Genomic DNA, 23560 nt, shown 5'->3' with positions numbered 1-23560 from the left:
GGTGCAGCCATGAACGACATCCTGATCGCCTACTACTCGATGGGTGGCAACACCCGACGCGTGGCCGAGGAGATTCGAGCCGCCACCGGCGCGGACATGGAGGAAATCAGGGAGCCAAAGCCACGGCGTGGGCTGAGGGGCGTCGTCGGCGCGTTGTTCGACGCGACGCTCAGGCGCAGGCCTGCAATTCTTGCCGGCGCGCATGCCCCGGCGGATTACGACCTCCTGGTGATTGGCGGGCCCATCTGGGCCAGCCGGCTGGCGGCCCCGGTCCGGACCTTCGCCGAACGAAATGCCACGCAAGCCAAGAAGGTGGCCTTTTTCTGCACGGAAGGCGGCAAGGGTGCGGATGTGGCCGGGCGCCCACCGCGACGAGCTGCGTCGTTTCGTTGCCCGTCTCAATCGACGTGACGCATCGGCCGGGGGGCGCGCGGAAGCCGGTCCCAGCGCCCCTGGCGTGCCGTCTCCACAAGCGCGTCATTAGCAAAGGCACAGGGACGGTTGCGACGCCGGCATTGGCCATTGACGTGGAGGCACCATGAATCGCGTCAAGGACAAAGTCTGCATCGTCACCGGCGCAAGCCTGGGCATAGGCCATGCCTGTTCGTTGCGCCTGGCGCAGGAGGGCGCGAAGCTGGCGCTGTTCGATGTGGAGGACGAGGCCGGGCGCGCCTTCGCCGGGGAACTGCAGGGGGGGGGCTTCCCCGCGCGCTACTGGCACGTCGACGTCGCCGACGAACGCGCCGTGCAGGCGGCCATCGACGGCGTGGCCGATCACTTTGGCGCCGTGCACGTGCTCGTCAACAACGCGGGCATCGCCGGCGTCAACAAGCCGACGCACGAGGTAACGGAGGCCGAGTGGGACCGCGTGCAGGCGGTGAACGTGAAGGGGGTGTTCTTCTGCATCAAGCATGCGATCCCGCACCTGCGCCGCGCCGGGTCGGGCAGCATCATCAACCTCTCGTCGATCTATGGCCTGGTCGGTGCGCCGGACGTGCCGCCCTACCATGCCTCCAAGGGCGCGGTGACCCTGATGACCCGCACCGACGCGCTGCTCTACGCCGCCGACAAAATCCGCGTCAACTCCGTGCACCCGGGCTATATCTGGACACCCATGGTGGTCCACCACATGGGCGCAAGCGGCGCCACGGATCTGGCCGCGGCCCGCGCGGACCTGGGCCAGCTTCATCCGCTGGGGCATGTCGGTGAGCCCGATGACATCGCGTGGGGCGTAGTCTACCTGGCCTCGGACGAATCGAAGTTCATGACGGGCTCCGAACTCGTGATCGATGGCGGGTACACCGCGCGCTGAAGCCATTGCACGCGAGCACGCAGACATGCGCCGCGGCATCAGGCCGTGGTGAATGCGTGCTCGCCTAGTGCGAGAACAGGATCGGCAGGTGCATGGCCTGGAGCAGTTCGCGCGTCGTACCGCCCAGCGCCCATTCGCGCATGCGCGAGTGACCGTAGCCGCCCGCGACCAGCATCCGCGCGTTGGATTGCGCAGCGTGGCGAAGGAGGGTGGTGGCGACCGTGTCGTGGCCCCGCTTGAGCGTGACGACGTTGACCTTGAAGCCGTGTCGGGCCAGGTGGCCGGCGATGTCGCATCCCGGTTCTTCCCCTTGGTCAGGTTCGCCCGATCGCGGGTCCACGACGACCACGTCGATCGTCGCCGCCGGGTTCAACAACGGCAATGCGTCGTGGACGGCTCGCGTGGCCTCACGGGTGGGCTTCCACGCCACGACCGCGTGCTGAAGGGGCAGCTCGATGGCATGGTGAGCTGGAACGACCAGGACCGGACGTCCAGACTCGAAAAGCAGCGAGCCGATGAAGGCGCGCGCAATCGCTCCGTCATCCGCATTCTGGACAGGCGCCGCGACCACACCCAGGTCCGCATGGCGTGCCAGAAGGGCGACGGCCAGTGGGGCATCGATGTAGCGGGCTTCCGCAACCCGAACCTCCGAAGAAATGGCTTGCAAGGACAGTTCGTCGCGAAGCCTCTCGGCCCGCTGGTTTGCTTCGGCGCGCCGGGCGTTACAGATTTCGTGCTCCACCGTCACTGGCGCGGTATCCCAGGGGGCTGGCAGCGGAACCGGGAGCTCGAGTGGCTGGACCGCCGTCAGGTGGGCCTTGTGTTGAGCGGCGAGGGCGACCGCCGCCGCGAGGGCGTTCCGGTCGCCCGTCGTGCCGGTGACCGCGAGGGTGAGGTCATGGATCATGCGGGCCTGCTCTGGTCGAGCCGGGCCCGACGATCGCATCCCGCAGCGCCAGTCGCATTGATCTGTATCAACTGCACGGACGCTGGCGGAAAGCCAGGCGCTTCCGGCGATTTCCGGCCGGATCCCAACAACTGTTGATCAGGGTCAACTGGAGTTCCGGGTCGGCGAGTAGAGTCGCCAGAGCACTGCGGGACGCTCGAATGAATGAGACCAACCCAGCGGCCGGACCAGACCGGTACAGCCCGGAGCACATCCGCCTGCCGCTGCGCCGCGCTGGCATCGATACCTATCGTCAGCCGGTGCTGTACCTGCGTGAGGGATGCCTGGTCTGCCGAGCCGAAGGTTTCGCTGCGTTGACGCGGGTCAAGGTCACCTGCGGCGGCCGCGAGATCGTGGCGATCCTCAACGTGGTCACGGGAGACTGGCTTGGCCCCTGCGAAGCAGCACTCTCCGACGCGGCATGGCAGGCGCTTGCTCCGCAGCCTGGCGCGCTCGCCGGATTCGCCCATGCCGACCCGCCCGAGTCGGCCGGCGTGCTCAGGGCCAAGGTCTTTGGCGAGCGACTGGACGAGCCCAGGTTTGCGGCGGTCCTGAGGGATGTCATGACCGCCCGGCTGTCGGATATCGAACTGGCGGCCTTCGTCACCGCCTGTGCCGGAGACCGGATGGACCTGGATGAATCCGTGGCCCTGACGCGGGCGATGATCGAGGTGGGTGAACGCCTGGACTGGGGGCCGGGGCCGGTGCTGGACAAGCACTGCGTCGGCGGTCTGCCCGGCAATCGGACGACGCCGATCGTGGTCTCCATCGTCGCCGCGCTGGGCCATCGGGTGCCCAAGACCTCTTCTAGGGCCATCACTTCGCCGGCCGGTACGGCCGATGTGATGGCGACGATGACCAACGTCGACCTGGAGTCGGACACCCTCCGCGTCGTGGTGGAACGCGAAGGCGGATGCCTGGCGTCGGGAGGAAGGATGCGACTGAGTCCCGCCGACGACATCCTGATCCAGATCGAGCGCCCTCTGGATTTCGACAGTGACGGCCAGATGGTCGCCAGCATCCTGTCCAAGAAGGTCGCCGCAGGCTCGACGCACGTCCTGATCGATATACCAGTCGGGATCACGGCCAAGATCCGCACCCCGGCGGCCGCGGACGCAATCGCGCGTCGGTTGGCATTCGTGGGTGAGGCGGTGGGGCTGCGGGTGGGCGTTCGCTATTCCGATGGAAGTCAGCCAGTAGGTCGCGGGATCGGACCCGCGCTGGAAGCGCATGACGTCCTGGCGGTGCTCAGAGGCATTCCCTACGCTCCCGCCGATCTGCGTGAGCGCGCGCTCGACATAGCCGGCGCCGTACTGGAGCTTTTGCCCGGCGTGGCGCAGGGCGCTGGCCGGGCGCAGGCTGCCGCGGTGCTCGCTTCTGGCGCCGCCCTGCACAAGTTCATGGCCATCTGTAACGCACAAGGGGGATTCCGCGAGCCAGGCGTCGCCAGGTTTGTCCGGCCGCTGCTCGCCGCGTCCAGCGGAACGATCGCCTGCATCAACAATCGCCAACTGGCACGGGTTGCCAAGCTGGCCGGAGCTCCACGTGACGCGGCGGCGGGCCTGGTGTGCACCCTGCGCGAAGGTGACCGTGTCCAGCGGGGAGATCCCCTGCTGGTGGTGCACGCCGAATCGCCTGGCGAGCTCGCCTACGCACTGGAGTACGCGCACGCGCACCCGGACATTCTCACCATTGCTGGCGAGTATTGATGGCGGCGGTCGTGCTCTCGTTCCCGGATGACATCTGCGTCGCCTCGGCCGTGGCAACACGGCTCGGCGCGCGGCTGGGTCGCTTCCAATGGCGGCACTTTCCCGACGGGGAGTCGCTGGTGACGGTGGACGAGGATGTTGCCGGTGCCGACGTGATCGTCTTCACCAGCCTCAATGATCCGGACCGCAAGGCCCTGCCGGTCCGGTTCGCCGCGAATACGGCGCGGGAGTTCGGGGCGGCAAGCGTGGGGCTGGTTTCGCCGTACCTGTCCTACATGCGCCAGGATGCGCGCTTCCACGGTGGCGAAGCCATCAGCATGAACGCGTTCGCGCAGTTCCTGGATCAGACGGTGGACTGGCTTGTCACCGTGGACCCGCACCTGCACCGCGTGTCGTCACTGGACGCCGTCTTCCGCATGCCCACGACCTGCGTGGCGGCAGCGCCCCACCTGGCGGACTGGATCCGCACCAACGTCCCGATGCCGCTGCTGATCGGCCCCGATGCCGAGAGCGCGCAGTGGGTGTCGCAGGTAGCCGCGCGGGCGGACGCACCGTTCCAGGTGCTCCACAAGACACGGCATGGCGACCGCGACGTCGAGGTCGCCGTCCCGCACATGGATCGGTTCCGCGCCCACACCCCTGTACTCGTGGACGATATCGCGTCGACGGGTCGGACGCTGTGCGCGGCGATCGAGCACCTCCGGCGACTGGGATTTCCACCGCCGGTCTGTGTCGTGATCCATGCCATTTTCGCCCCCGGCTCGCCGGAGTCGCTGCATGGGGCCGGTGCCGGGCGGGTTGTCAGCACCGACAGCATTGCCCACGCCACCAATGCGATCAGCCTTGCAGGGCCGCTTGCCGAGGCGGTGGTCGCGCGGCTGACGGCGGGACGGGGCGGGGTCGTGCATGAGCCATGAGGCACGGCCGGAGGACCACCGGGCCGCACGTGGATTGCGCACAATGGGCCTGACGGAAGGCGGCAAGATGCGCACTTGTGCCTGCGTTGTTTGGGTCGGGTCACATCACCGGGTCGGCAGGCTCTGCAAGGGATGAGAAAAATTGGAGAACTCACGATGGTCAATCAGCTGTTCAATCGATTTTCCAAACAGTCCTCACGCGTGGCGGGCCGGCCGCTGACCTTCGCGCTGGCGGTTCTGGTCATCGTCGCCTGGCTGGTGACTGGCCCGTTGTTCCAGTTCAGCGACACCTGGCAACTGGCGATCAACACGACTACGACGATCGTGACCTTCGCCATGGTCTTCCTGATCCAGAACACCCAGAACCGGGATACGGAGGCCATCCAGATCAAGCTCGATGAGCTCATCAGGGTCACGGAGGCGGCGAGCAATGCCCTGCTGGACCTGGAGGAACTGGATGAGCAGGCGCTGGATCGCTATCGCGAGCATTACGAGGCACTGGCGCGGGAGTCCCGTGAGTTCACCGGTACTGCGCGGGGCGAATAGCCCAGGCTCGCATCTCAATGCGAGAACAGGACCGGACAGGCCGATTGCTCCAGCAGCGTCCGCGTCACGCCGCCAAGGATCTGTTCCCTCGCCCGGGAGTGGCTGTAGCCACCGGCGACGATGAGATCGGTGGTCGACAGCGCAGCATGTTGCATGATCGGGACCGCTGGATTCAGGTGGGATCCATCGCGTCGGATGATCTGCGCCTCGATGCCATGCCGCGACAGATGCGCATGCAACGCCTGCTCGGCGTCCCGTGAGAGGGGCTCCTGATCGGCTTCCCCCACCTCGATCACCTCGACGCGCTGGGCCTGGCGCAGAAGGGGAAGGGCATCGTGCAAGGCCCTGCTTGCCTGTGGGGAGGGTTTCCAGGCGACCAGTACGCGTTCGAACCGGCCAGGTTCCGCCGCGCCGTCCGGTACCAGCAGGACCGGGCGGCCGCTTCCCGACATCAAGGCCGCGAACAGGCGCCGTCCCATGTCGTCCAGTTGACCACGTGCCAGGACCACCAGGTCGCAGGATCTTGCGCAGGCCGCTGCGAACTCGGCAGTCGTCAGCCAGATGCTGCCGCACCGTCGCACGCCATGGTTCACGCCTTCCCGCGCCAGCCTGGCCTGTGCGCTCGCGGCAAGGGCGGCCACCGCCGCGTCCGCGGTTTCGCGCAGTGTTTCACGCACCCCGGCGGGGTCGTATGCCCATGCCAGTGCGTTGGGCGTTATCACGCTGACGCCTACCAGCGCATCCACGTGTGCTCCGTGCTGTCTGGCGATGGCGCATGCCGTGTTGACGGCGGCCTCCGGGATCTCGCCGGCGAGCATGGGTATCAGCAGGTCCTTGAACATCGTCGGTCTCCCAAGCGAGCCGATCCCAGCGTAGGTGCGGCAACCCAGGCGGATGTTGATCCTGGTCAACGGCGCTTGCGCAATGTGTTTGACGTGGATCAAGAGCGCGTGGTGGACGATTGTTTAGGCTCTGGGAGAGTCCCTTGGAGAGGCAACCGTGAACAGTGGTCCATTGGTTTCCAAAGGCCCGGCCGGGCCTGAGTTCCCCCGGTGGTCCGAGACCCTTCGCGATCGGACACATGTCGTGATTCGACCCATAACACCGCAGGATCGCGATGAGGAACGCGCCTTCATCGAAGGCCTGTCGGATGACGCCAGAGGCGTTATCGCTTCCTGGGACAGGTACGCCGGCCCAGCGAGCAATTGATTGAACAGTTGACTCACATCGACTACGTGCACGACGTGGCTTTTGTCGCGGTTGTCCGGGAGGAGGGCGTGGAACATGTCGTCGGGGTGAGCCGTTACAGCACCAATGCGGATGGATCGCAGTGCGAGTGCGCAGTGACGGTCAGCGACAAATGGCAGAGCAAGGGACTGGGAACGCTGCTGATGCGCCACCTGATCGAAGTTGCCCGCTCCAACGGCATCCGGCAGATGAACTCGATCGATTCCGCCGAGAACGTCCGCATGGCGGACCTGGCCAGGTACCTGGGGTTCGATGCCAGGATGGATCCCGAGGATGCCAGCCAGGTGATCCACGAACTCGTGCTGTAGACGCTCGCGGGTTCATTTCATCCCGGCGCCCTGCTTCCGGCGAGGGCGCCGCCCGGGGGTGGGGCGCAGATCGGGTGCGGTATATCGGCCGACAAATGCATCGAGCGTGTTCGGCGCGCGAAAAGCGCCTGGCAGTCCCGTCAATGTGAGAAGAGGATGGGCAGAGCTCCGCTGTGCAGCAACTCGCGCGTTGTTCCACCCAGTGCCCACTCCCGCAGCCTCGAATGTCCGTAGCCGCCGGCGACCAGAAGCTGGGCTCCCGACTCGCGCGCGTGCTGGAGCAGGGCGGCCGCGGCGGTCCGTCCGCCTCCCGCAATGTTGAGCAGGTTGACTCGCAGGCCGTGGCGCGCGAGGTGCGCCGCGATGTCGACGCCAGGGTCTGCCTTCTGGCCCATGTCGCCGGTCTCCGGGTCGACTGTCACGACATCCACTGACTGGGAACGGGCCAGCAGCGGCAGCGCATCATGGACCGCCCGGGTGGATTCCCGGGGTCGGTTTCCAGGCCACGACGGCGTGACGGAGCGGACCTTCATGGGTCTGCCGAGGAGGAACGGCCAGCACGGGTCGACCGGACTCGAAGAGCATGGCGCTGAAGAACGCGCGGGAAATGGGCGCTTCGTCGGCCGCCTCATCGGGGGCTGCAAGGATGGCCAGGTCCGCGTATCGCGCCTGACGGGCCATCGAGCGTGGTGCTTCGGCAAACATGGCGTCGTCGACACGGACGTCCCACGACACTGTCTCCTTCGCGAGTCTTTCCCGGACCTGCTCCGCCTTCTGCGTCGCCTCGGAGCGAAGCTGCGCGTAGAACTGGTCCACGAGGTCGTCCGGGGCCAGGGCCCCAGGGACCCAGCATCGGCAGTGGCAAGGTGATGGGCTGCACGACGGCGAGGTGCGCATCGAGCGTGGAGGCCAGCAGCACGGCCGCAGAGATCGCGTTGGCGTCGCCAGCAGTGCCAGTGATGGGCAGCATGACATCGTGGATCATGGTCTGATCGCTCCTGCAACGCTGTGCAGGGGACCATCGCACCCGTCGTCGAACGAGGCCTTGATCCAGATCAAATGCCGCTTCTGCTGCGCGGGCAGCTCGCGTCGCACACTGCTGGCGAGCCGGCTAGCCGCTACCAGGCACAGCCGTCACCGCCACTCGGCGACGTGTCCACAGCACTCGCGCGGCCTCCAGAAGTGCCAGCCCGACAAGCGGGAGGACCAGCGAGAGGATCGTCATTTCCCAGGACGGCGGCGCGAAGCCGAACCAGTTCCCGGGGCCCTGGAGCCGGGTGACGATCATCAGCAGGCCCAGGGCCGACAGCGCCACCATCCAGAAGGCGGGATTGCGAATACGCCACCAGTGGCTTCTCGCCTTGCGGGAGAGATTGACGACGATCAGCCCGAGGTTGCCTGCAACCAGCGCAGTGAACGACAGGGCGGACAGTTCCGGAGTCGCTATGCCCTTGGACCGCCCCAGCAGGTATATCGCGGTCACCAGTGCAAAGACCGCCAGTCCCTGGCCCAGGGCGCGCACCAGCGTGGGGATATCCAGCAGCCGTTGCGAGGGCGGCCTCGGGGGCCGTCGCATCACGTCGGCAGCCGCCGGCTCGCCCTCGAAAACCAGTGTCGATGCCGGGTCGATGATCAGTTCGAGGAACACGATGTGCAGGGGCATCAGGATCAACGTTCCACCGAACAGCAGTGGCAGCAGCGCCAGGCCGGTGATGGGAACATGGACGGCCAGGATGTACCGCACGGCACTGAGGATGTTGTCGTAGATGCATCTGCCCTGTCTGATCGCGCGTACGACGGTAACGAAGTTGTCGTCCAGCAGCACGATGGAGGCCGCTTCCCGCGCGACGTCGGTGCCGCGTTCGCCCATGGCGACGCCCACGTGGGCGGACATGAGCGCCGGTGCATCGTTCACGCCATCTCCGGTCATCGCCACGACTTGGCCTGCGTCCTTGAGGGCATTGACCAGGCGGAGCTTGTGATCGGGCTTCACGCGGGCGAAGACGTCGACGTGGTTCGCGTACTCGGCCAGTGTCGCCGGGTCCAGCGCTTCAAGCTCGCTGCCAAGTGCGATCCGGCCATCCTGCGTGATTCCGGCCTGGGCGGCGATGGCGCGGGCAGTCTCAAGATGATCTCCGGTCAGCATGACGACGCGGACGCCAGCAGCCTGTGCATCGGCGACTGCACCGGCGACGCCTGGCCTCAGGGGGTCGGCCAGGCCTAGCAGCCCCCGCCACTCCAGATTGAACCCCCGGGCTGTTGCGGGAAGGCTGCGTTCGCCTTCGTTCCAGACAGTCGATGCCGCGGCGATCACGCGAAGCCCGCGGCGAGCCATCTCATCGGCCTGGGCAAGTACGACGGAACGTGTCTCGGCCGGCAGGTTGCAGAGCCCGGCAACGACTTCGGGCGCGCCCTTGCATGCCACCTCCAGTCCGGTGGCCAGGGCGCGTCGCCAGACATGGGTTACGGCAAGCAGTTCCGATGAGAAGGGGTATTCCCGGACACGGGTTCTGCGGTCGCGCGTGGATGGCCGAGGCGCTGCGGCCGTCCGGATGGCGCGTTCCATCGGGTCGAACGGCTCATCCGCGCTCGCCAGGTCCGCGCAGTCCAGCAGCGCCTCCAGTTCGCGGGAAGCCAGCGTCGACGGCGTGGCCCGCGCCTGGTCGGTGACCAGTTCTGCCAGGGTCATGCGGTTCTGCGTGAGCGTGCCGGTCTTGTCCGTGCAAAGCACGGTCACCGACCCCAGCGCCTCGATCGCCGGTGCGCGGCGCACCAACGCGCGATGACCTGCCATCCGCCACGCGCCCAAGGCCAGGAACACGGTCAGTACGACCGGAAATTCCTCCGGAATGTTTGCCATGGCAAGGGTGACGCCGGCGAGCAGTCCACTGAGCCAGTTGCCATGTACTGCAACGTACAGCAACGTCAGCACTACGCTCGACGCGATGCCCAGCACCGCGAACAGCCCGACTGCGCGACGCATCTCCCGTTCCATGGGTGTGGGTGGCGACCGCAGTGTGCGCAAGGCCTGGCCGATCTGCCCAACGGCGGTGTGTACTCCGATGGCCACCACCTGCGCGGTGCCGTTGCCTCGAACGACCAGTGTGCTGGCACGAATCAGTGCGCTGTCCGCGTCCTCCTCCGGCGATCCCGGCCGCCGGACCGGAGCCGACTCGCCCGTCAACATGGATTCGTCGAGCATCAGGTCGCTTGCCGTCAGTACGTGCGAATCGGCCGGGACCCTGTCCCCTTCGGTCACGAAGATGACATCGCCGACCACAAGCTCCCGTGCCGCGAGCAATCGGGTCTGGCCGTCGCGCAGGACGCGGGCGCGGGGACTGCTCAGCTCGCGCAGCGCCTGCAGCGCACGCTCGGAGCGATATTCCTGGTAGACGGTGAGACCCACGACGAGGACGACCGAAGCCGCCAGCACAAGGGCCTCCTGTGCGTCGCCCAGCAGGAGGTAGAGCGCGCAGGCGCCGATCAGGAGCAGCAGCATCGGTTCGCGCAGCACGCTCCAGACGATTCGCAGCCCATTGCGACGGTCTGGCTGGGGCAGCAGGTTGGGGCCATCGCGACGCTGGCGCGCGACCGCTTCGGCCGTGGTGAGACCCTCCGGATTGGGCGCGGTTGCGTTCATCGTCGACCGTCTGGCGCCATCCGGACGCGGTAAGCGGCGGGTTGCTACGTACCGTGCCGGACCTGCGAAATTCGCGGGGCCACGCGCCCGCAGGCGCCAGCATGGACCGCTCTCCCAGGGCTGGCTTGACCTCGATCAAGGGCGAGGGCGCTTGCTCCGGCGATCCGGATGGGCGTGCCGATGGCCAGGCCGGACCTGGCCACGCTCCGGAGTGTTGGCCACTTGCCAACGAGCAGGCACATTGCCCGCTCAATGTGGACGCGCGCCCCGGCTCGCTGCCCCACGCGGGCGCAACTTGCCACATCCCAGCAGCCGGGACTGCTTCACCCATTGCGCTTCGGGATACCAGGCGAACAGCAACTGGCCTTCCTTGAGCGTATCGATCATCCGGCGCGCGACTTCAGTCCTGACCGCCGGACAACCATGGCTCCGGCCGATGCGCCCCTGCGAGCTGGCGAGCCGGGGATCCACGTACCACGCGCCGTGCATGACGATGGCCCGATCCCGCGCACGGTCGTTGAAACCCGGTTCCAGCCCATCCATGCGCAGGGAGTAGCCATGCTGACCGATGTAGGACTCCGCGGTCCGGAACAGGCCCAGGCTGGACTGCTGGCTGCCGGCCTCGTTGGAGAACGAGCGGGCGAAATTGTCCCCGCTGCCTTTGCCATGGGCCACCAGTTCGGAGAACAGCAGTCGGCGCGTGTCCAGGTCGAACACCCAGAGCCGGCGCGCGGTGGAGGGGCGTGTGTAATCGATGACCGCCAGCCGCTGCGACGCAGGCGCCAGCCCGCGGCGTCCCGCGCAGTCACGCGCCTCCAGGGCCATGGCCAGCACGTTCTGGTCCAGTTCCGGCGCCGCCGCGTGCAGCGATGCCTGCAGGGGCAGGGCCTTGGCCGGCCGGGGCGCCGCCGGCGGGGTCGCGGGCGAATGCTCCGGATGCGGCGAACGCGCCCGTGCCGGCGGCAAGCGCAAGCAGAGCGATGGTGGGGGCGGCGAGCGATTTCAGCGGGGCACCTGGGGTGGGGTGGCTTGTGCGTCCCTTGGCCGCCGGAATTTCCGGGGCAGTTGGATTCTAGGCATCGCGCCAGCGCTTTGCCCATCGCGATGCCTGCAGGGACGGGCAGGGCCGTTCAGTTCGCTGTGCCGAACGCGGCCATGCGCAGCGCGGCGGTGGCATCCGCGGGTGTGCATCGCGGGCCGGCACGGGTTTACTGCAGGCATCGCAACGCGTCCCCTGGGGGTAGTGGTCAGGAAAAGCGTTACCCGTCACGCAGCCCGCCCATTACTTGCCCCGTGCCCGATCTGCTGAGCAATTCAGGCTGCGTACCGCGCCGGACCGGTTTCGACGCAAATACATACCCTCACTTCACGCACCCGCGCATAGGTTCTGATGAGGTTCCCGCAGGTGGCTACCCCGTGTTCTGGTTCTACGTTGCTCCCTATGGTCAGGACCGCTGGATACTCCTGTCGCAGGACCATCCCGCCGGTTGCACCTACGAGTCCGAAGGCGCGGCCATCCGCATCGCCGCCAGGGCGGCTGAACTTTCCTATTCGCGCAACGGCGAGTCGGCCGGCGTCAAGGTCGAACACCACGGGCGTTGGCGTACCGCCATTGCCTACGGTTCGCCCGAGGTTTCCCAGCACGTTGGCGGGCCCATGCGCTTTCGCGGGGAGTTCGTCCTGGGTGTGCAGCGCATCAGTCCCCCACAGCCCGGGTCTGCGCCATCTGAACCGTTTGGCCAGATGAAAGGGTGATTCATTGCGACCGTCTTACGCTCCGCCGTGAACGGATCGGGGCGTCGGATGGCAGCAGAAATCAACGAAGGGCAGTACCAGTTCCTGAAGTCGCTGGGTTCCAATGCGCGACGGGTTTTTGGAAACAGGACGTGGAACGAAGCGGTACCGACCCTGCGTGCGTTGTGGCTCGAATTCCACCACGGACGTGACATTCCCTGGGACCGCGTCGAGCATATCGTGCGCGACGCGTGGGAACTACCCGGTGGCTGAAGGCGACGGCCCGGCGCGCTGCCGCGAAGCCTGCGCCGACCGGCTCAGGGCAGTTCGTGGACCGAGTGGGGGTCGATCGAATACGGGTGCATGGTGGCCAGGAAGCCGGGCTGTGCTTCCACGCGCGCCACCCAGGCGCGGACATGCGGGTAGGGCTGCAGCGGGAGTCCCGCCTCCTCGGCGCGGCTGGCATACGCGAACAGCGACATGTCGGCGATGGTGTAGTGGTCGCCCGCGATGAAATCGCGCGTGGCCAGCTCGGCGTCGAGGATCGCGAGGGACTGCAGGCCCGCGTTGCGCTTGAGCTCCACCAGCAGCTGCGGCCGGCGCGCGAGCTTGCCGGTCAGTGTCCAGTGCCGCAGCGCACCGATCTGGCTTTCCACCCGCTCCTGTTCGAACGACAGCCATTGCCAGACCCTGGCGCGGCCGTAGGCGTCTTCGGGCAGGTACGCCGAACCTTCGCCGAGGTACATGAGGATGGCGTTGGATTCGGCCAGCACGCGGCCGTCGTCCAGGCGCAATGCCGGCACCGTTCCGGTCGGGCTTATCGCGCGATGGGCGGGGCGCTTTCCCTCGCCCTCGAAGATGCTCACCAGCACCTGCCGATAGGTCTGGTCGAGGTGGTTGAGGAGCTGGCGGACCTTCCAGGCGTTCTGGGAGGGCAGGTAGTCGTAGAGAGTGATCACGGCGGTCTCGTGGCGAAGCAGGACCGTAGTGTTGGCCGCCCGAGCGCCGGGCGATATCCGATTCGTGCGGCCATGGTCCGGCAGCCGACCCGATGAACCACACCGTTGCACCGCAGGTCGTCTGTCGCCCCCGGGGACCCATCACCATGTCCGACGTTCGGGCACGTCGGTTCCAGGGACCGACGCAAGCTCGCAGTACGATGCCGGCGTCGGGATTGCTTCACCCACGGCCGGCCCGGTCAGGGCTCGGGCCCAGGAGCAGGTGACGTCCATGAAAGCAGCAAGCTACACGCGAACCGGAAACGCGCACGAGGTGCTTTCCATAGTCGAACTGGAGCGCCCCGAGCCTGGAGCAGGTGAAGTGCGTGTCCGCATCGCCTGGTCCGGCGTCAATCCATCCGACGTGAAGAGCCGTGCGGGAACGCGCTCGAAGACGCTGCCATTCCCGCGCGTGACACCGCACAGCGATGGCGCCGGTGTGATCGATGCCGTCGGACCGCAGGTGCCGGTGGAGCGGATCGGCGAGCGGGTGTGGATCTGGAACGCGGCGTGGGGGCGCGCGGACGGCACGGCCGCGCAGTGGCTCGTGCTGCCGGCCGGGCAGGCGGTGCGCCTGCCCGACAACGTGGATCTGGAAGTGGGCGCCCTGCTGGGGATTCCGGCGCTGACGGCTTACCACGCCGTCCACATGGGCGGCGGCGTCGCCGGCAAGCGGGTCCTGGTGGCGGGTGGCGCGGGCGCCGTGGGCCATTACGCGGTGCAGATGGCCAAGCTCGCCGGGGCGCGCCAGGTCATCGCCACGGTCAGCAGCCCGGAAAAGGCGGCGCTCGCCCGGTCCGCCGGCGCGGACCTCACCATCGATTACCGGCGCGAGGATCTGCCCACCGCCGTCCTCGCGGCCACCGACGGCCTGGGCGTCGACCGCATCGTCGAAGTCGACTTCGCGGCCAACGCGCAGCAGGATTTCGCCAGCCTTGCAACAGGCGGCGACGTCGTCGTCTACGGCAGCGGGCAGCCCGACATCAGCGTTCCATTCGTGCCGGGGATACTGAAGAACATCTCCGTGCATTTCTTCATCGTCTACCACCTGTCGGCACGCGACCGGTCGCAGGCCATAAACGGCTTGACCGACCTGCTGGCACGGGGACAACTGCAGCACAACATTGCCGCGCGCCTTCCGCTGGACCGCATCGTCCAGGGCCCATGAACTGGTGGAATCCGGCAAGGCCGTGGGCAACGTCATCGTCGGCCTGGAAGGCGCCTGAATTCAGTCCATGGTGCTGCGCAGGTCGCTGATCACGTGATCGGCCGAATCCACGCGGATGAGCCCCAGGTGCGGGAACTCCAGGTCCAGGATCACGTATACCGACAGCGAGATGATCGTCGCGAACACGATCGGATGCAGCCAGGGACGTTCCCGGTTGGCCGCCATGTCGTGGCCCACCAGCAGGGCGCCGACCAGGCTCAGCGCGGCGAGCATCAGGAAGATCACCAGCGGCGGATGGTTTTCGGTGGCCATCGCGCGCGTGGTGGTGATGTCGAACATCGCATTGAGCGCGGGCAACAGCAGCATGGTGCAGGGCGTGGCGGCTTCAGGCCGCCGGCAACCGGCCAGCGCGGCCGCCCAGATGCGCGCCTGCAGGTCGGCGGCCTCGGCCAGCCGGGCCTGGCTGTCCGCCAGGCTGGACTGGCGATAGGTGACGGCCCGGACATCGACGTAACGCCGGAACAGGGCCCGCAGTTCGGGTTGGGCCGGGCCGGGCACCAGGTCGATGCGCAGGTAGGCCGTGCCGATGTCGTTGGCTTCCTCGGTGATCAGGTGCCGGCGCGCTTCGAACCGGCCGGCCGCGCCGGAGAAGGTAAAGGCCAGGAGCAGGCCAAGCAGCCCGAAGACGGCCGCCGCCGCCGATCCGGTGCCCTTCACGCCCTTCGGGTCGCGCGCGAGCCTGGCGGCAGCCAGGCGGCGACCGAGCTCGGAAAACACCAGCATGCCGACCAGCAGGACGGACGCGGCCGCCAATACGATCAGTTCCAGATGCACGGCAGGCTCCGGCGGCTTGGTCTGTCCGGATCATAGCCCCGCCGGGGCGGGCGCAGCCCGCGGTGCCAGCCGCGCCGGGACCGCAGGCTAGTCTTCGCCGTAGGTCCCGTCGTCGCGCCAGCGATCGCCCTCCCGGGTCCGCACGCCCGACGGCGCCTTGTGTTTTTTCGTGTAGCTGCGCGCGGCCTCGTGCGCCGCCTTCAGCGCTTCTTCCTGCGAGTCGTAGACGTAGGGACGAGGCTGGTCCTCGAAGAGGATGTTCCACTTGTCGTCGACGAAGGGAGCGACGTAGTACCAGAGCATGGCGACCTCGGGGTCCCGTTGGCGGGAGGGCGCCGGTGCCTGGCGGAAGGTTCGCGCGCAGCGCAGCGGGCGCCTGCGCGATCGTCTTGCCGTGGCGGTGATGTCGCCGCGAAGGTGTCGCGTCGCGACCGATCCCGCGTTTGCCGCCGCGGAGTCCCGCCGCCCCCGTGGCCTCGCCAGCGCGCGGTCAGCGCTCGGGAAGATCCTGGCCCCGCAACCCCCGGCGGTGCAGGATCGCGTCGATGCGGTTGCACACGTGGCGGTCGTCGTCGGCGCCCGTCATCGACAGGATCGATTCGGCGCGCGCGTCCAGGTGCGTTCTCAGTTCCTGGAGGCGGTGGTCCACGTCGCGTTCGAATTCATCGACCAGCAGGTCGAGTTGTTCGCGTGGCTTGAAGTCGAACTTCCTCGCGTTCGAAGAGGCCATGTGCTGCTCCCTTGGCTGGCGCGGTCGATGGATCTCCCAGGCTCCGCGCGCGTGTCGCGCGCCGCGGGCCGACCGGCCGGGCTGGACCCGGCGTTCCGATCATGCGCCGTGGGCCGTGACGGGGAGTGAGGCCGGGAACCAGGCGGCCGTGCGAAACGGCTGAGCCAGGGCGGCTGGTCGCTTTGCGTCTCCGGGCCGTCCGGCAGGTGGCCGGGAGCGGAGGCCGCCCGGCGCGTGCGGTGCCGCGTCCGCTCGGACATACTTCGGCGTATCGACCAGGATCCGCCATGGACATCGCCGCCGACACCCCCACGAACGAACTCGCCCCCACGCTGGAATCCCTGCGTCGGGCCTGGTTGCGCAAGCGTCCGGATTTCGCGCAGCGCCGCGACGACCTCAAGCGGCTGCGGGCCGCCTTCCACGGGCGGCTGGAGGAGATGGCGCGCGCCGTCAGCGACGACTTCGGCCATCGTTCCTCGCACGAGACCCTGCTCGCCGACGGCATGACCGTGCTGGTCGAGATCGACCACATGCTGGCCAACCTGCGCAGCTGGATGCGGCCGCGCCGGCGCGGCGTGGGCTGGCGCCTGTGGCCCGCATCGGCGCGCGTGCACCACGTGCCGGTCGGCGTGGTCGGCGTCATCTCGCCGTGGAACTACCCGGTCAACCTCGCACTGGTCCCGCTCGCCACGGCGATCGCGGCCGGCAACCACGTCTACCTCAAGCCCTCCGAGCACACGCCGCGCACCAGCCGGTTCCTGCGTGAACTGCTGTCGGAAGTCTTCCCGGCCGATCGCGTCGCCGTGGCGCTGGGCGGACCGGAAGTGGCCTCGGCGTTCTCCGCGCTGCCCTTCGACCATCTGTTCTTCACCGGGTCCACCCCGGTGGGCCGCAAGGTGATGGCCGCCGCCGCGCCGAACCTGACCCCGGTGACGCTGGAGCTGGGCGGCAAGTCGCCGGCGATCGTCGGCGAGGACGCGTCGATGGATGTCGTCGCGGCGCGCATCGCCACCGGCAAGCTGCTCAACGCGGGCCAGACCTGCATCGCCCCCGATTACGTGCTGGTGCCGCACGCGCGCCGCGATGCATTCGTGCAGGCGCTGCGGCGCGAAGTGCAGAGCCGTTATACCGATATCCAGGCCACCCCCGACTACACGCGCATCGTCAACCAGGGCCAGTACGAGCGCCTGCGTGGCTACCTGGACGACGCCGTCGCCCGCGGCTACGAAGTGGTTCCGCTGCTGCCGCTGGGCGACGCGGCGCAGGCGCAGGACGACCGCCTGCTGCCTCCCACGCTGGTGATCGAACCGGGCGACGACGCCCTCGTCATGCAGGAGGAGATCTTCGGCCCGATCCTGCCGGTGAAGACCTATCGCAGCTTCGACGAGGCGATCGACTACATCAACGCGCACGACCGGCCGCTGGCGCTGTACCACTTCGGACACGACCGCGCACGCGTGGACCAGTTGCTGGAGCGCACCGTGTCCGGCGGGGTGTGCATCAACGACACGCTGCTCCATTACGCCTGCAGCAACCTGCCGTTCGGCGGCATCGGCGCGAGCGGCATGGGCCAGTACCACGGTTACGAAGGCTTCCTCACCTTCACCAAGGCGATGCCGGTGCTGCGGCAGGTGCGCTGGACGGTGACCGATCGGCTGCGTCCGCCTTATACCGGGCTTCCGGCGCGGATCATCCAGTTCCTGCTGCGCTGAAGGATCCTGTTCTGCTGCGCCGGCTTCGCGGCGCAGCATGAAAAAGGGCCGCCTCGAGGGCGGCCCTTTGTCTGTCCGGCGCGACGTCGTTCAAGGCATGCCGGTCTGCGCCACCGGTTGCGCATCCCACGCACGCAAGGCCGCTTCCACCGCGTCGACGCCGCGCGCCACGGCCGCCGGGTCGATGTTGGCGAGGGTGTCGTGATCGCTGTGGATCACCTGCATCACCTTGGGCACCGCGCCCGGCTTCCGGCCGGCGTACATGTCGAGGATCAGCGCGATCTCGTCACCGCCCACCAGCGAATAGGACACGGCCGGCCAGCCGGCCTTGAGGAAGGGCAGGTGATCGGTGGGCGGGTACTTGTCGCCGGCCGACAGCTTCAGGCCCTGCGCCTGGACCGCGGTGCCCGTCGCCTGCGCGAGGGCGGAGTCGGCCTGCGGCGTCATCAGCCACACCGTGTCGCCCCAGCCGAACACGTCGAAGTTCACGTAGAGCGCCGGCTTGGGGCTTCCCGTCGCGGCCACGAAGGCCTTCGAACCCAGCAGCCCTTTTTCCTCCAGGTCCCAGAATGCGACGGCCACGCGGTGGCGCTGCAGCGGCCGCGCTTTCAGGCGCTGCGCCAGCGCGAGCACGGTTGCGCTGCCGCTGGCGTTGTCGGTCGCGCCTTCGCCCTGCGCGACCTGGTCCGAATGCGCGCCCAGCAGCAGCAGCGGAGCCTCGGGGGCGCCGGCGACGTCGGCCCACACGTTGGTGCCGCTCTCCTCGTCGATCTTGAAGGGCACGTCGCGCCACGCGATGCCCAGTGCATCCAGGCGATGCTGGATGGCGACGCGGCGGCCAGCGCCGGCATCGGCCTGGACCATCGCGCTTACGTCAGCGAGCCAGGGATCGTCACCGCTAGCGGCGGGAGCGGAAGCGGGCGCCCCCGCCGTTGCCGGCGCGGTGTGCGCGGCGACGGGATCGTCGCACGCGGCCAGGGCGAGGCCGAGGGCGAGGGCACTGGAAAGCAGGGCAGGGCGGGTCAGTCGCATGGCGGGTGCTCGGAGGCTGGCGGGGAAACTGCCCGCAGTGTGCCGCAGGCGCGCGCGCGCCGGAACCGCTCTGGAACCGCTCCGCGTTGCGCGGACGTCGCGGTTGCGGTGGCCCGGGGACGGCGTTAGCCTGCGGCACAGGAGCAACCTGGAGAGTCATGGATGACCATCCGCGTCTACATCGTGGACGACCACGCGCTCGTGCGCACCGGCATGAAGATGATCCTGGGCGCCGAGCCGGACATCGAGATCGTCGGCGAAGCCGACAGTGGCGACGTCGCACTGCCGATGATCCGCAAGCTCCAGCCCGACATCGTGCTGTGCGATCTGCACCTGCCCGGCATGAGCGGCCTGGAAATCACCGAACGCATCGTCCGCGGCGACCACGGCACCCGCGTGGTGATCGTTTCCGTGCTCGAGGATGGGCCGCTGCCCAGGCGCCTGATCGAGGCCGGGGCCTTCGGTTATGTCGGCAAGTGCGCGGACGCCGGCGAACTGCTGCGTGCCGTGCGGCAGGTGGCGCAGGGCCAGCGTTACCTGGCCCGTTCGATCGCCCAGCACCTGGCGTTTGCCGGCCTGGGTGGACACGGCAACCCGCTCGACGAGCTGACGCCGCGCGAGCTGGAAATCTGCCTGCTGCTCGCCGAGGGCAAGCGCCCGGGCGAAATCGCGGTGTGCCTGAGCCTGAGTCCGAAGACGGTCAGCACGCACAAGTCGCGGCTGTTCGAGAAGCTGCAGGTCAACGACGCGATGGCACTGGCGCGGCTGCTCAAGCGGCACGGCATGCTGGAAAGCGAGCCGGTGGGCTAGCGACGAGTGCGTGCCGGTAAAGCTTGAGGCTGGACAGGGCGGGTACGCGGCGATCGGCCGCCCCCATCCCAACCGTCCCGGCCAGCAGGCATGGCCTGCTGGCGTTCGATGACGCGCGGACCGGTGGTCCGCAAGCTGCGTCCTCTCACCCCCGCAAGCGGGGGAAGCGGCTGATCAACATCTGACGACCGCACGGCTCAAAACAGAACGGCCGCGATCGCTCGCGGCCGTTCCGGTGTTGCAGGGTGCAGCGATCAGACGCGCTGTTCGTCGCTGCCACCTTCGCGCGGCGTGTCCACGTTGCCCGGCACCGCCGACGGAGCGGCGTTGTCAGGCAGGCTGTCGAACAGACCGGCGGTGCGCGGAGCGGATTCCACCGCCACGTCGTCGGCCGGCGTTTCATCGATCGGCGTGGGGGCCGTCAGCGCGGGTTCGACTTCGCTGCTGGCCGGAGCCGTCGACGAGGCCACGTCGGCCGGCATCGTGTTCACGACGGCGGCCGCATCGGCAGCCGCGGCGACTTTGTCCACCGAGGTTTCGCCATTGGACGCGCCGTCGTCGTTCATGGCGGCGTCGCCCGCGTCGGCCGCGATTTCCACCGCGTCGAAACGGGTCGCCGTCGAGGCCGCCGGCGTGGCATGCGCCGCCGGCGACTGGTCCGAGAAGTCGGCAGAGCCCGACGCGGCGTCGGATACGGCGGACGCGGCGACGTCGGCCGGCGTTGCGGCAGGCTTTGCCGGGCCAGCGACGTCCATCGACGGGGCCGGGGCAGCGGCGGGCATGACGGCTGGCGCAAACTCCGCCGATCCGTTGACCGTCGGACGGTTGCCCGTCGACTCGAAGACCGCCGGTGCGATGACCGCCGGTGCGATCACCTCGGCCACCACTTCGGGGGCGATCACTTCGGGAGCGACCACGTCAGGTGCGACCACGGTCGACTCGACGACCACCGGTGCCACCACGGCTGCGGCCACCGCGGCGGCGGAAACCGCCGGCGCCGGGGGTACAGCAGCGGCGACATTGCGGTGCGTCGTGTCGAACGTGTGCGCGGTTTCGCGGGCGGGGGCCGGCGTCGCGTCGGCCACGGCGGGCGCCGGCAGGTCGTCGAAGTCGAACTCCGGCTGCGAGCGGGCGGCGGCCGGGGCGCGTTCGCCGTCGGCATCGTCGCCTTCGTCGTCCATCAGACCCGGGTCGAGCATGTCCTCGCCCATCGAATCCTCGCCATGGGCCATCTCGTCGCCGGCCAGCGCGGCACCTTCGCCCGCACCACCACGACGACGACGGCGGCCGCCGCGACGTCCGCGACGGCGACGACCGGTGCCTTCACCGGCAGCGTCGGCATCGGCCGCATCGCCGGACGCCGGACCCGCGTGGCCAGCCGCGACATGGGCCGCATCGGTGGCCGCGATGGCGGATGAGACGGCCATGTCGGCATCGGGGATCGACGCGACGGCCGCCGCGGCCGCCGGCGCTTCGTTACGCAGTGCATCGGTGACGGCGGCTTCCGGACGGACGCGCTCGCCGCGCTCCGGTCGGGGTTCGGGCCTGGCGTTGTCGACCCGCGGCGCGTCGGCGCGTGCGCCGTCCTTGCCCTCGGCACGCGCGGCATCGGCGCGGCCTTCCTGGCGGCCGCCCTGCGGCCGGGCCTGGTCACGTCCCGGACGCGGCGCGCCGGCCTGGGCGGGCTGGCGCTCCTCGCGGGGCTGCTGTTGCTTGGGAGCCTGTCCCTTGGCCTGGGGCTGCGGCTGACCCTTCTGCGGCTGGGCCTGGGGAAGGGCCTGCTGCTTCTGGGCCTGCGGCTGGCCGCCACGGCGCTCGTCGCGGCGCGAGTCATCCCGGCGGGAGTCCTCGCGGCGCGAGTCGCGGCCGGGCTTGCCGCCGCGATCGCGGCGGTTGCTGTCGCGGCCAGCGCGGGCACGCTCACCGCGCTCGGACTGCATGCGCTGCTCGAGCGTGGGTTCGACCGTGATCGGCCGGCTGCCGCGGAAGAAGCCCAGGATGCGATCGACGATGCCCGGTGCCGGCGGCGGGGCCACCGGCACGGGGGGCGCAACGGGCGCGACGGCAATGGGGGCCACGGGTTCGCGCGGCTCGCGGATCGGCGCGGGCGAGGCCGGCTTCACGTTGGTCACCGCCGGCAGGTCCGGGATGTTGAGGTGGGCCTTGGTCAGCGCATGCGTGGGCAGCTTGCGCGGCGTGCCGCGGTGGTAGCTGGGCTTGCTGGTTTCCTCGCCCAGTTCGTTCTCGCGGATGCGCGTGACTTCGTAGTGCGGGGTGTGCAGCTGCTCGTCGGCGACGATGACGATCGGCGAGTCGTGGCGCTTCTCGATCTCGCTCAGCGCGCGGCGCTTTTCGTTGAGCAGGTAGTTCGCGATCTCGGTCGGAGCCTGCACCAGCACTTGGCCGGTGTTCTCCTTCATCGCGTGCTCTTCGGCCAGGCGCAGGATCGACAGCGACAGCGATTCGACGCTGCGCATGCGGCCGTGGCCTTCGCAGCGCGGGCAGACGATCTGGCTGGATTCGCCCAGCGAGGGACGCAGGCGCTGGCGCGACATCTCCATCAGGCCGAAGCGCGAGATCCGGCCCAGCTGCACGCGCGCACGGTCGTGGCGCAGCGAGTTCTGCAGGCGGTTCTCGACTTCACGCTGGTGCTTGTTGGACGACATGTCGATGAAGTCGATCACCACCAGGCCGCCCAGGTCGCGCAGGCGCAGCTGGCGGGCCACTTCCTCGGCCGCTTCCAGGTTGGTGTGGAACGCCGTTTCCTCGATGTCGCCGCCCTTGGTGGCGCGGGCCGAGTTGACGTCGACCGCGGTCAGCGCTTCGGTCTGGTCGATGACCAGGGCGCCGCCGGAGGGCAGGCGGACCTCACGCTCGTACGCGTTCTCGATCTGCGATTCGATCTGGAAGCGGTTGAACAGCGGGGTGTCGTCGGTGTAGTGCTTGAGCTTGCGCTGGTTGTGCGGCATCACCTGTTCGACGAACTCGCGCGCCTCGGCGTACATCTCCGGCGTGTCGACCAGGATCTCGCCGATGTCCGGGCGCATGTAGTCGCGCAGGGCGCGGATGATCAGGCGCGATTCGGCGTAGATGAGGAAGGGCGAGGGCTTGGTCAGCGCCGCCTCGGCGACCGACTTCCAGACCTGGAGCAGGTAGTCCAGGTCCCACTGCAGTTCCTCGGCATCGCGGCCGACGCCGGCGGTACGGATGATCACCCCCATGTCATCGGGGATGTTCAGCTTGTCCATCGCTTCCTTGAGCGCGGCGCGGTCGTCGCCCTCGATCCGGCGCGAGACGCCCCCGGCGGTGGGCGAGTTGGGCATCAGCACCATGTAGCGGCCGGCCAGCGAGATGAACGTGGTCAGGGCGGCGCCCTTGTTGCCGCGCTCTTCCTTGTCGACCTGGATCACGATCTCCTGGCCCTCGCGCAGCAGTTCCTTCAGGCCGGCCTTGTTGTGGTCGACGCCCGGCTGGAAGTAGTCGCGGGAGATTTCCTTGAGCGGCAGGAAGCCGTGGCGTTCGGCGCCGTAATCCACGAAGGCGGCTTCGAGCGAGGGCTCGAGGCGGGTGATCTTGCCCTTGTAGATGTTGGACTTCTTCTGTTCCTTCGACGGCTGTTCGATGTCGATGTCGTACAGGGTCTGGCCGTCGACGATGGCAACGCGCAGTTCTTCTGCCTGCGTTGCATTGATGAGCATTCGCTTCATTGTTTGCGTTCCTCGCGCGCTTCATCCTGCTCGAAAGCAGGCCGCGCGGAACGCCGTGGGCGTTTCGCCTCTGGATACCGCAAGCCGACAGGCGCGGGGCTGGCCCGGGCTGCCTATGGCTGACCGCGCTGCACGCGCCGCCGGCTTCAATTTCCAGCGCTACGACACCACGGCATGCCGCGGGAGCGCTTGACTACTTGGTTCGTTTC

At 68.4% G+C, this 23560-nt stretch carries 22 protein-coding genes and 1 pseudogene; 12 read left to right on the top strand and 11 right to left on the bottom strand.

The genetic code is table 11. The features are described 5' to 3' along the window. Positions 1–9 precede the first annotated feature (9 nt). Together I8J32_RS13720 and I8J32_RS13715 are read left to right on the top strand one after the other, a co-directional pair. Positions 10–411, top strand: coding sequence for a flavodoxin family protein (locus tag I8J32_RS13720; RefSeq protein ID WP_200615628.1), 402 nt, complete (start codon positions 10–12; stop codon positions 409–411). Positions 412–538: 127 nt separating this feature from the next. Continuing rightward, a complete protein-coding gene (locus I8J32_RS13715) occupies positions 539–1312 on the top strand; it encodes an SDR family NAD(P)-dependent oxidoreductase (RefSeq protein WP_207526624.1) in 774 nt (257 codons plus the stop codon). 64 nt (positions 1313–1376) lie between these two features. On the opposite strand, the gene I8J32_RS13710 is transcribed toward I8J32_RS13715, so the two are convergent. Further along, positions 1377–2219 carry a universal stress protein gene (locus tag I8J32_RS13710; protein WP_200615626.1) on the bottom strand — a complete coding sequence of 281 codons (843 nt, stop codon included), beginning with the start codon at positions 2217–2219 and terminating at the stop codon, positions 1377–1379. 200 nt (positions 2220–2419) lie between these two features. Between I8J32_RS13710 and I8J32_RS13705 the strand changes: the two genes are divergently transcribed. The 3 genes from I8J32_RS13705 (at position 2420) to I8J32_RS13695 (ending at position 5430) form a co-directional block, all read left to right on the top strand. Continuing rightward, the gene (locus I8J32_RS13705; protein WP_200615625.1) at positions 2420–3967 is read left to right on the top strand and encodes a thymidine phosphorylase family protein; all 1548 of its coding nucleotides are present in this window, start codon (positions 2420–2422) and stop codon (positions 3965–3967) included. Continuing rightward, on the top strand, positions 3967–4884 hold the full coding sequence (locus tag I8J32_RS13700; protein WP_200615624.1) for a ribose-phosphate diphosphokinase: 918 nt from the start codon (positions 3967–3969) through the stop codon (positions 4882–4884). Before I8J32_RS13705 ends, I8J32_RS13700 begins: the two co-directional genes overlap by 1 nt. A 156-nt stretch (positions 4885–5040) precedes the next feature. Then, positions 5041–5430, top strand: coding sequence for a low affinity iron permease family protein (locus I8J32_RS13695; protein WP_200615623.1), 390 nt, complete (start codon positions 5041–5043; stop codon positions 5428–5430). 14 nt (positions 5431–5444) lie between these two features. On the opposite strand, the gene I8J32_RS13690 is transcribed toward I8J32_RS13695, so the two are convergent. Then, positions 5445–6272 carry a universal stress protein gene (locus I8J32_RS13690; RefSeq protein ID WP_200615622.1) on the bottom strand — a complete coding sequence of 276 codons (828 nt, stop codon included), beginning with the start codon at positions 6270–6272 and terminating at the stop codon, positions 5445–5447. A gap of 375 nt (positions 6273–6647) precedes the next feature. Here I8J32_RS13690 and I8J32_RS13685 point away from each other — a divergent pair, with 375 nt between their 5' ends. Then, a complete protein-coding gene (locus I8J32_RS13685; protein ID WP_207526623.1) occupies positions 6648–6986 on the top strand; it encodes a GNAT family N-acetyltransferase in 339 nt (112 codons plus the stop codon). 224 nt (positions 6987–7210) lie between these two features. Further along, the gene (locus I8J32_RS13680) at positions 7211–7420 is read left to right on the top strand and encodes a hypothetical protein (RefSeq protein WP_207526622.1); all 210 of its coding nucleotides are present in this window, start codon (positions 7211–7213) and stop codon (positions 7418–7420) included. Between the two features lie 28 nt (positions 7421–7448). Here I8J32_RS13680 and I8J32_RS13675 read toward each other — a convergent pair whose 3' ends face one another. The 3 genes and pseudogenes from I8J32_RS13675 to I8J32_RS13665 all read right to left on the bottom strand — a co-directional run bounded on the left by I8J32_RS13675 (position 7449) and on the right by I8J32_RS13665 (position 11632). Next, complete coding sequence (locus I8J32_RS13675; protein WP_207526621.1) at positions 7449–7802, bottom strand: hypothetical protein; 354 nt, start codon at positions 7800–7802, stop codon at positions 7449–7451. Positions 7803–8097: 295 nt separating this feature from the next. Continuing rightward, on the bottom strand, positions 8098–10626 hold the full coding sequence (locus I8J32_RS13670) for a cation-translocating P-type ATPase (protein WP_200615620.1): 2529 nt from the start codon (positions 10624–10626) through the stop codon (positions 8098–8100). A gap of 249 nt (positions 10627–10875) precedes the next feature. Then, a pseudogene (locus tag I8J32_RS13665) lies at positions 10876–11632 on the bottom strand (murein L,D-transpeptidase catalytic domain family protein). Positions 11633–12042: 410 nt separating this feature from the next. Between I8J32_RS13665 and I8J32_RS13660 the strand changes: the two are divergent. Together I8J32_RS13660 and I8J32_RS13655 are read left to right on the top strand one after the other, a co-directional pair. Continuing rightward, positions 12043–12381, top strand: coding sequence for a hypothetical protein (locus I8J32_RS13660; RefSeq protein ID WP_200615619.1), 339 nt, complete (start codon positions 12043–12045; stop codon positions 12379–12381). A 48-nt stretch (positions 12382–12429) separates the two neighbouring features. Next, a complete protein-coding gene (locus I8J32_RS13655; protein WP_200615618.1) occupies positions 12430–12633 on the top strand; it encodes a hypothetical protein in 204 nt (67 codons plus the stop codon). Positions 12634–12677: 44 nt separating this feature from the next. On the opposite strand, the gene I8J32_RS13650 is transcribed toward I8J32_RS13655, so the two are convergent. Next, positions 12678–13319, bottom strand: coding sequence for a glutathione S-transferase family protein (locus I8J32_RS13650; protein ID WP_200615617.1), 642 nt, complete (start codon positions 13317–13319; stop codon positions 12678–12680). Between the two features lie 271 nt (positions 13320–13590). Between I8J32_RS13650 and I8J32_RS13645 the strand changes: the two genes are divergently transcribed. After that, positions 13591–14526 carry an NADPH:quinone reductase gene (locus tag I8J32_RS13645; protein WP_207526620.1) on the top strand — a complete coding sequence of 312 codons (936 nt, stop codon included), beginning with the start codon at positions 13591–13593 and terminating at the stop codon, positions 14524–14526. Between the two features lie 60 nt (positions 14527–14586). Here the strand turns inward: I8J32_RS13645 and I8J32_RS13640 are convergent, their stop codons facing one another. The 3 genes from I8J32_RS13640 to I8J32_RS13630 form a co-directional block, all read right to left on the bottom strand. Further along, the gene (locus I8J32_RS13640; RefSeq protein WP_200615615.1) at positions 14587–15360 is read right to left on the bottom strand and encodes a bestrophin-like domain; all 774 of its coding nucleotides are present in this window, start codon (positions 15358–15360) and stop codon (positions 14587–14589) included. Between the two features lie 87 nt (positions 15361–15447). Continuing rightward, a complete protein-coding gene (locus I8J32_RS13635; RefSeq protein WP_200615614.1) occupies positions 15448–15663 on the bottom strand; it encodes a hypothetical protein in 216 nt (71 codons plus the stop codon). Between the two features lie 187 nt (positions 15664–15850). Beyond that, positions 15851–16090 (bottom strand): hypothetical protein, encoded by a 240-nt coding sequence (locus tag I8J32_RS13630; RefSeq protein WP_200615613.1) that lies wholly within the window; start codon positions 16088–16090, stop codon positions 15851–15853. Between the two features lie 287 nt (positions 16091–16377). Between I8J32_RS13630 and I8J32_RS13625 the strand changes: the two genes are divergently transcribed. After that, positions 16378–17802: a coniferyl aldehyde dehydrogenase gene (locus tag I8J32_RS13625; RefSeq protein ID WP_200615612.1), complete on the top strand. Its 1425-nt coding sequence runs from the start codon at positions 16378–16380 to the stop codon at positions 17800–17802. Between the two features lie 90 nt (positions 17803–17892). Here the strand turns inward: I8J32_RS13625 and I8J32_RS13620 are convergent, their stop codons facing one another. Beyond that, positions 17893–18834 (bottom strand): M28 family metallopeptidase, encoded by a 942-nt coding sequence (locus tag I8J32_RS13620; protein WP_200615611.1) that lies wholly within the window; start codon positions 18832–18834, stop codon positions 17893–17895. Positions 18835–18996: 162 nt separating this feature from the next. On the opposite strand from I8J32_RS13620, the gene I8J32_RS13615 reads away from it, so the two are divergent. Beyond that, entirely contained in the window at positions 18997–19644 is a 648-nt protein-coding gene (locus I8J32_RS13615; protein WP_207526619.1) for a response regulator, read from the top strand. A gap of 254 nt (positions 19645–19898) precedes the next feature. Here the strand turns inward: I8J32_RS13615 and I8J32_RS13610 are convergent, their stop codons facing one another. Beyond that, positions 19899–23351, bottom strand: a complete 3453-nt coding sequence (locus tag I8J32_RS13610; protein ID WP_200615609.1) for an Rne/Rng family ribonuclease — start codon at positions 23349–23351, stop codon at positions 19899–19901. Positions 23352–23560: the final 209 nt, after the last annotated feature.

The organism is Lysobacter solisilvae, from assembly GCF_016613535.2.
GTDB classification, from domain to species: domain Bacteria; phylum Pseudomonadota; class Gammaproteobacteria; order Xanthomonadales; family Xanthomonadaceae; genus Agrilutibacter; species Agrilutibacter solisilvae.
This window is presented reverse-complemented; position numbering and strand designations above follow the sequence as displayed.